This window comes from Bradyrhizobium sp. PRIMUS42 (genome assembly GCF_023006515.1).
Classification (GTDB): Bacteria; Pseudomonadota; Alphaproteobacteria; order Rhizobiales; family Xanthobacteraceae; genus Bradyrhizobium.
This window is the reverse complement of record NZ_JALBGZ010000375.1, coordinates 1-6258: the sequence shown is the minus strand read 5'-3', so window position 1 is coordinate 6258 and position 6258 is coordinate 1. Positions and strand designations below refer to the sequence as shown.

Here is a 6258-nt window from a genome sequence, read left to right as displayed (position 1 = left end):
CTGCTCGTTCCCGGAGCGGCATCCGCAGTTCGCGGGCTTCCTGCACGCCTCGCCCGCGCAACTCTCCGACGCGCTGCGCGCGCACGACCTCGTCGTCGTCATCGGCGCACCGGTGTTCACCTTCCATGTCGAGGGCCATGCAGCGATCTTCGACGGCGACGCGACGATCTTCCAGATCACCGATGATCCGGACGCGGCGGCTGTCACGCCCGTTGGCACCAGCATCATCGCCACGATGAAGCCGGCGCTGGGCCTGCTGCTCGACCTGCTGCCGGGGAGCAAGCGCGCCTCGCCAAAAGGCCGCATGCTGCCGCCGGCACCGCAAGCCGCCGATCCGCTGCCGGTCGAATTCCTGCTGCATTCGCTGTCGCAGGCGATGCCGGAAGGTACGTCGGTCGTCGAGGAGGTTCCCTCGCACCGGCCGGCGATGCAGAAGTTCATGCCGATGCCCGGCCAGGACAGCTTTTACACCATGGCGAGCGGCGGCCTCGGCTATTCGCTGCCCGCCGCGGTCGGCATGGCGCTCGGCAAGCCGAAGCAGCGCACGGTCTGCCTGATCGGCGACGGCTCGGCGATGTATTCGATCCAGGCGCTGTGGACCGCGGCGCAACGCAAGCTGCCGCTGACCGTCGTCGTCATCAACAATTCCGGCTACGGCGCGATGCGCTCGTTCAGCCAGGTGATGCAGGTGAGGAACGTGCCGGGGCTGGAGCTGCCGGGTATCGATTTCGTCCGGCTCGCCGAAGGCATGGGTTGCCATGCGGTGCGGGTGACCAAGGCCGCGGAGCTTGGCGACGCGTTGAAGCGCGGCATGGCGCATGAAGGGACGAGCCTGGTCGAGGCCGTCGTGGATTCGGCGGTGCCGGTGCTTTACGGACAGAAGCATTGACGCTGCCGCAGCCCGGATGAGCGTAGCGATATCCGGGGTGCTGCAACAAAGGTCCCGGATGTCGCTCCGCTCATCAGGGCTACGAGGCTACGACGCCAAAAATCCCCCATCCGCCGCCAGCACGTGCCCGACCACATACGATGACGCATCGGATGCCAGCCACACCACGGCCTCCGCCACTTCCTCCGGGCTTCCCATCCGCCGCAGCGGCAATCCCGCGCTGACCGTCGCGACATCGCCGACTCCGGCGCGCAGCATCATGTCGGTGACGACACGGCCGGGGGCGATGGCGTTGATGCGGATGCCGCGCGGGGCGTTCTCCAGCGCCGCCGAGCGGGTCAGCGAGATCGCGGCGGCCTTGGAGGCCGAATAGAGCGAGAAGCCGGGATTGGGATTGCGCACGCCGCTGACGGAGGCGTTGACGACGATACTGCCGCGCCCCTGCGCCAGCATGACTGGCAATTGATGGCGTAGGCACAGGAACAGTGCGCGGACATTGGTGTCGAACACGCTATCGTAGATCTCAGTGCCCTGCTCTTGCAGCGGCGCGCGGCGCTCCTGGAAGCCGGCATTGTTGAAGGCGACGTCGAGCCGGCCGCAACGCTCGACGGCCGTACGCATCAGTCGTTCGACGTCGTCCTCATGTGTGATGTCGGTCTTGAGGGCCATCGCCTCCACACCAAGCTCGCGGCACGAAGCGGCGGTAGCGTCGATCTCGGCTTCGCGCCGGCCGGCGACGATGATCGCTTCAGCGCCCTCGGATGCCATCCGCATCGCCGTGGCGCGGCCGATGCCGCTGCCGCCGCCCGTGACGAGGCAGACCTTGCCCGCCATCCGCTGACCTGCCGGCAAAGCTTCGCTCATGGTCCACTCCAAAACGCTTGCATGCGCCGCTTTGGGCATATAGTTGTATGATACAACTATATGCCGGGAGTCAAGATGGCCGAACTTGCTCTGATCGACGACATCCGCGCCGCGTCGCGCCTGATGGTGCGCGAGCTCGGCTTCATGGATGCGACCGTGGCGGCCTCGGACTATCCACCCTCGGCGGTGCACACGATCCTGGAGATCGGCATCCGCGGTCCCATGACCTCAGGCGAGCTTGGCGATTTCCTGCGTCTGGAAAAATCCAGCGTCAGCCGCCTGGTGCGCAAGCTGATCGATTGCGGCGAGCTCAGGGAGACGCCGGATGAGAATGATGCGCGCAGCAAGGTATTGTCGCTGACGGCGAAGGGCCGGCGCACGCTCGAGGCGCTGCACGCGTTCGGCCGCCAGCAGGTGCGCGGCGCGCTGTCCGCTTTGACGGAAGCGGAACAGCGCACGGTCCGCGAGGGGATGATGCTCTATGCGCGGGCGCTCAGGCAGAGCCGGGTGGAGGATGAGGCGGAGCGAGCGGCGTGACCACACTCTCGGTGTCATCGCCCGGCTCGACCGGGCGATCCAGTACTCCGCGGCGCCAGTTGTGCAAACCAATGACCGCCGCGGAGTACTGGATGCCTCGCTTTCGCGGGGCATGACAGGGTCAACCGCAGCGACAGCGGCAGCCTACTTTCCGAACTCTTCCCGCATCTTCGCCTGGATCTTGGCCATGCCGCCGAGCCAGCGGTCGTAGTTCTCGGTCTTCTTGCGCATGTAGCCGAGCACCTGGGGGTGCGGCAGGATCAGGAACGTCTCCTGCTCGAGGCCGGCGAGCACGTCCTTGGCGACCTGCTCGGGCGAAAGATCGCCGTCGCCGGATTGCGGGCCCTTCGGGATCGAGCGCAGCATGTTCGTGTCGACGCCCTGCGGGCAGAGGATCGAGACCTTGATGTTGTCAGCCTTGTGCGAGATCGCGAGATTCTCGGCAAAGCCGACCGCCGCATGCTTCGTCGTCGAATAGGCCGGGCTGCCGACCTGCGACAGCAGGCCCGCGGCCGAGATCGTGTTGAGGAAATAGCCGCCGCCGCGCGCCTTCATGCGGGGGACGAGATGCCGCGCCGCATAGACATGGGCCATGACATGGATCGCCCAGCTGCGCTGCCACGGCTCGTCGGAGGCGCCGCCGGCATTGACCGACATCGGATCGAAGCCGCCGCCGATGCCGGCATTGGAGCAGAACAGCGCGATGGGGCCGAACTGCCGCTCGGTCTCCTCGATGACGTGCGAAATGTCCTTCTCCTGCGCCACGTCGCATTTGAAGGCCGCGCCATCCACCAAGGCGGCGACGGCCCTTGCGTTGGCGGCATCCATATCCGCGACGACGACCTTGGCTGCGCCTGCGTTGTGAAAGGCCTCGCACAGCGCCTTGCCGATGCCGTTTGCGCCGCCCGTGACGACCACGACCTTGCCGGTCACCTGCATGCGACGTCTCCTCTTGTCTTATACCGCTTCTTGAAGCTTGCTCAGCTCAACACGAGGTCGAGCACCGCGGTATAATGGCACGCCGCACCGGCCAAGACAAAGCCGTGCCAGATCGCATTCTGGAAGCGCAGCCGCCGCCAGGCGTGAAAGATCACGCCGAAGCTGTAGAGCAGGCCGCCGGCAAGGATGAAGCTCAGCACCAGCGCGGGCAGCGCCCGGACCACGGCGTCGTAGAGCATCACGCCGCTCCAGCCCATGGCGAGATAGATGCCGACCGAGACGCGGTCGAAGCGGCCGGGGCAGCAAAGCTTGAGCACGATGCCGAGGATCGCAACGCACCAGACCCCGGCGAGCAGCACCAGCGCGAACCCGCTGTCCTTCACCTCCAGGATGAACGGCGTGTAGGTCGCCGCGATCAGGAGATAGATCGCGGAATGATCGAACCGCCGCAGCAGCCATTTGGCCGGCGAGATCGGCCAGAGATTATAGGTCGCCGACAGCACCAGCATCGAGAGCAGGCCGGCGACATAGATCGAGACGCCGACGATGTCTGTGGCGTCGGCATAAACCGCCGTCAGCACCATCAGCACGGTCGCCGCGATGACGCCGGAGAGGACGCCGATCGCGTGGACCACTCCGTCAGCGATGAGCTCGGCGCGGTCATAGTTCCAGCCGATCACGTCGGCCGCGGCGTGGACAGAGGTGGATGCAAGGTGTTTCAGTTGGAAGTCGGTCATGGCAATCCGCAAAATGAGGTAATGGCCTCTTCTATGGGTGTTTCGGGATCGGCGCGTCGTTCAAACGGCTGATTTGCCGACAAAGGCGGTGGAAGTATGAAGCTTGATTTTCCTCAGGCAGTTGCCACTTTTGTGACTAGTCCATTTTGCCTATCCCCGCCCCGGATCCCTTAACGTTCATATGGCATTCAGTTTCCAGGATATGGTCGAAGAAGCGCGCTTGTCGGCCCAGGCGCTGATCGACTATGGGGAGCACTTATTCAACCCGACGGTGCGGTTAGGCGTTACCGGCCTGTCGCGGGCCGGCAAGACCGTGTTCATCACCGCGTTGATCCACGGCCTCACCCGCGGCGGCCGGTTTCCGGTGTTCGAGGCCTATGCCTCGGGCCGGATCGCGCGGGCGCATCTGGCGCCGCAGCCCGACGATGCCGTGCCGCGCTTTGCCTATGAAAACCATCTGCGCGCGCTGATCGACGAGCGACGGTGGCCGAATTCGACCGTCGACATCAGCGAGCTCAGGCTCGTCATCGACTATCAGCGCAACAACGGCGCCGACCGCACGCTGACACTGGACATCGTCGACTATCCCGGCGAATGGCTGCTCGACCTGCCGCTGCTGAAGAAGAGTTTCGAGCAATGGTCGGCGGAGAGCCTTGCGCTGTCGCGCGAGGCACCGCGTGCGCATCTTGCGAGCGAATGGCACGCGCATCTCGCAACGCTCAAGCCCGAGGCCCGCGAGGACGAGCAGGCGACGCTCAGCGCCGCAAAACTCTTCACCGACTATTTGCGCGCCTGCCGCGACGAGCGCTTTGCGATGAGCCTGCTGCCGCCCGGTCGCTTCCTGATGCCCGGCAATCTCGCAGGCTCGCCGGCGCTGACCTTTGCGCCGCTCGACGTGCCCGCCGGCGGCCATGCGCCGGAGGGTTCGCTGTGGGCGATGATGGTGCGCCGCTTCGAGGCCTACAAGGATGTGGTGGTTCGCCCGTTCTTCCGCGATCATTTTGCCCGGCTCGATCGCCAGATCGTGCTGGCCGATGGGCTTGCCGCGTTCAACTCCGGCCCCGAGGCGCTGCACGACCTCGAGGCAGCGCTGGCCGGCATTCTCGACTGCTTCAACATCGGCCGCAGCACGATCCTCTCCAGCCTGTTCCGGCCGCGCATCGACCGCATCCTATTCGCGGCGACCAAAGCCGACCATCTGCATCATTCCAGTCACGACCGGCTCGAGGCCGTGCTGCGCCGCGCCGTCTCGGGCGCCGTTGCGCGCGCGGAAAATACTGGCGCGGCGATCGACGTGGTGGCGCTGGCCGCGGTGCGCGCCACGAGAGAAGCTCAAGTCGCGCAGGGCCGCGACAAATTACCGTCGATCCTGGGAACGCCGGCCGCGGGCGAAAGCGCCGGCGGCGAGTTCTTCGACGGCAACACCGAGGTCGCGACCTTTCCGGGCGATTTGCCCTTGGATCCCGAGCCGCTCTTCAACGGCACCGATGCGTTCCGCGGCCTCGCGACTGAGGCTGCCGAGACTAGCGACTTCCGCTTCCTGCGCTTCCGCCCGCCCACACTCGACCGCGAAGGCAGCGAGCCGCCGACGCTGCCACACATCCGCCTCGACCGTGCCTTGCAGTTCCTGATCGGAGACAAGCTCGCATGAACGACCGATCGAAGCCACGGCGGCCGGCGACGTTTCGGCTCGACGATCCCGGCGTCGTCGTCACTGAAGCCGACGAAACCAGCCGACTGAGTCGCGCCACGATCCAGATCACGCCGGAGCACGATCCGCAGGCGCTGCCGGTGCCGATTCAAACCGCGCTTCCCGCGCGCCGCGGTTTTCCCTGGGGCGCGCTGTTCTGGTCGGGCGTTGCCGGGTTGACGCTGCTCGGCACCGGGCTCGGCGTCGTCCATCTGATCGAGGATTTGTTTGCGCGCAGCGAAAGCCTCGGCTATGTCGGGTTAGCGTTTGCGCTCGTGACCGCGCTTGCGCTCGCGGTGGTGATCGGCCGCGAGGCGTTCGGTCTCGCGCGCCTCGCCGCGATCGAGCAGTTGCATCAGCGTGCCGCCGCAGTCCTTGCCAGCGACGATCGCAAGGAGAGCCGCGTCATCGTGCAGGACCTACTCAAGATCGCGCACCAAAACCCGCAGCTCGCGCGCGCCCGCGCCACCCTGGAGAGCCACACCGGTGAGATCATCGACGGCGCCGACATGATCCGGCTCGCCGAGCGCGAGCTGATGTCGCCGCTGGATGCCGAGGCGCGGCGGCTGGTGTCGTCAGCCGCGCAAAAGGTTTCGATCGTG

Annotated in this window: 6 protein-coding genes and 1 pseudogene; 4 read left to right on the top strand and 3 right to left on the bottom strand. The window is 66.0% G+C overall.

Annotated elements, in window-relative coordinates; genetic code table 11:
- A partial coding sequence (locus MOV75_RS23865; RefSeq protein ID WP_247006726.1) for a thiamine pyrophosphate-dependent enzyme occupies nt 1-889 on the top strand: 889 nt, incomplete at its 5' end.
- 87 nt (nt 890-976) lie between these two features.
- Here the strand turns inward: MOV75_RS23865 and MOV75_RS23860 are convergent.
- On the bottom strand, nt 977-1753 hold the full coding sequence (locus MOV75_RS23860; RefSeq protein ID WP_246930525.1) for an SDR family NAD(P)-dependent oxidoreductase: 777 nt from the start codon (nt 1751-1753) through the stop codon (nt 977-979).
- A gap of 75 nt (nt 1754-1828) precedes the next feature.
- On the opposite strand from MOV75_RS23860, the gene MOV75_RS23855 reads away from it, so the two are divergent.
- Nucleotides 1829-2290: a MarR family winged helix-turn-helix transcriptional regulator gene (locus MOV75_RS23855; protein ID WP_246930527.1), complete on the top strand. Its 462-nt coding sequence runs from the start codon at nt 1829-1831 to the stop codon at nt 2288-2290.
- 144 nt (nt 2291-2434) lie between these two features.
- On the opposite strand, the gene MOV75_RS23850 is transcribed toward MOV75_RS23855, so the two are convergent.
- Both MOV75_RS23850 and MOV75_RS23845 read right to left on the bottom strand, forming a co-directional pair.
- Nucleotides 2435-3229 (bottom strand): SDR family oxidoreductase, encoded by a 795-nt coding sequence (locus MOV75_RS23850; RefSeq protein ID WP_246930529.1) that lies wholly within the window; start codon nt 3227-3229, stop codon nt 2435-2437.
- A 41-nt stretch (nt 3230-3270) separates the two neighbouring features.
- The gene (locus tag MOV75_RS23845) at nt 3271-3966 is read right to left on the bottom strand and encodes a hemolysin III family protein (RefSeq protein ID WP_246930531.1); all 696 of its coding nucleotides are present in this window, start codon (nt 3964-3966) and stop codon (nt 3271-3273) included.
- A gap of 181 nt (nt 3967-4147) precedes the next feature.
- Between MOV75_RS23845 and MOV75_RS23840 the strand changes: the two genes are divergently transcribed.
- Together MOV75_RS23840 and MOV75_RS23835 are read left to right on the top strand one after the other, a co-directional pair.
- Nucleotides 4148-5617, top strand: a complete 1470-nt coding sequence (locus tag MOV75_RS23840) for a YcjX family protein (protein ID WP_247006725.1) — start codon at nt 4148-4150, stop codon at nt 5615-5617.
- Nucleotides 5614-6258: pseudogene (locus tag MOV75_RS23835) on the top strand (TIGR01620 family protein); the annotation flags it as partial. The gene MOV75_RS23840 and the pseudogene MOV75_RS23835, both read left to right, overlap by 4 nt.

Bases quoted from the DNA above. Each gene is read 5' to 3' on its own strand.
- MOV75_RS23855 (WP_246930527.1), top strand. From the start codon at position 1,829: ATGGCCGAACTTGCTCTGATCGACGACATCCGCGCCGCGTCGCGCCTG.
- MOV75_RS23840 (WP_247006725.1), top strand. From the start codon at position 4,148: ATGGCATTCAGTTTCCAGGATATGGTCGAAGAAGCGCGCTTGTCGGCC.
- MOV75_RS23860 (WP_246930525.1), bottom strand. From the start codon at position 1,753: ATGAGCGAAGCTTTGCCGGCAGGTCAGCGGATGGCGGGCAAGGTCTGC.
- MOV75_RS23845 (WP_246930531.1), bottom strand. From the start codon at position 3,966: ATGACCGACTTCCAACTGAAACACCTTGCATCCACCTCTGTCCACGCC.
- MOV75_RS23850 (WP_246930529.1), bottom strand. From the start codon at position 3,229: ATGCAGGTGACCGGCAAGGTCGTGGTCGTCACGGGCGGCGCAAACGGC.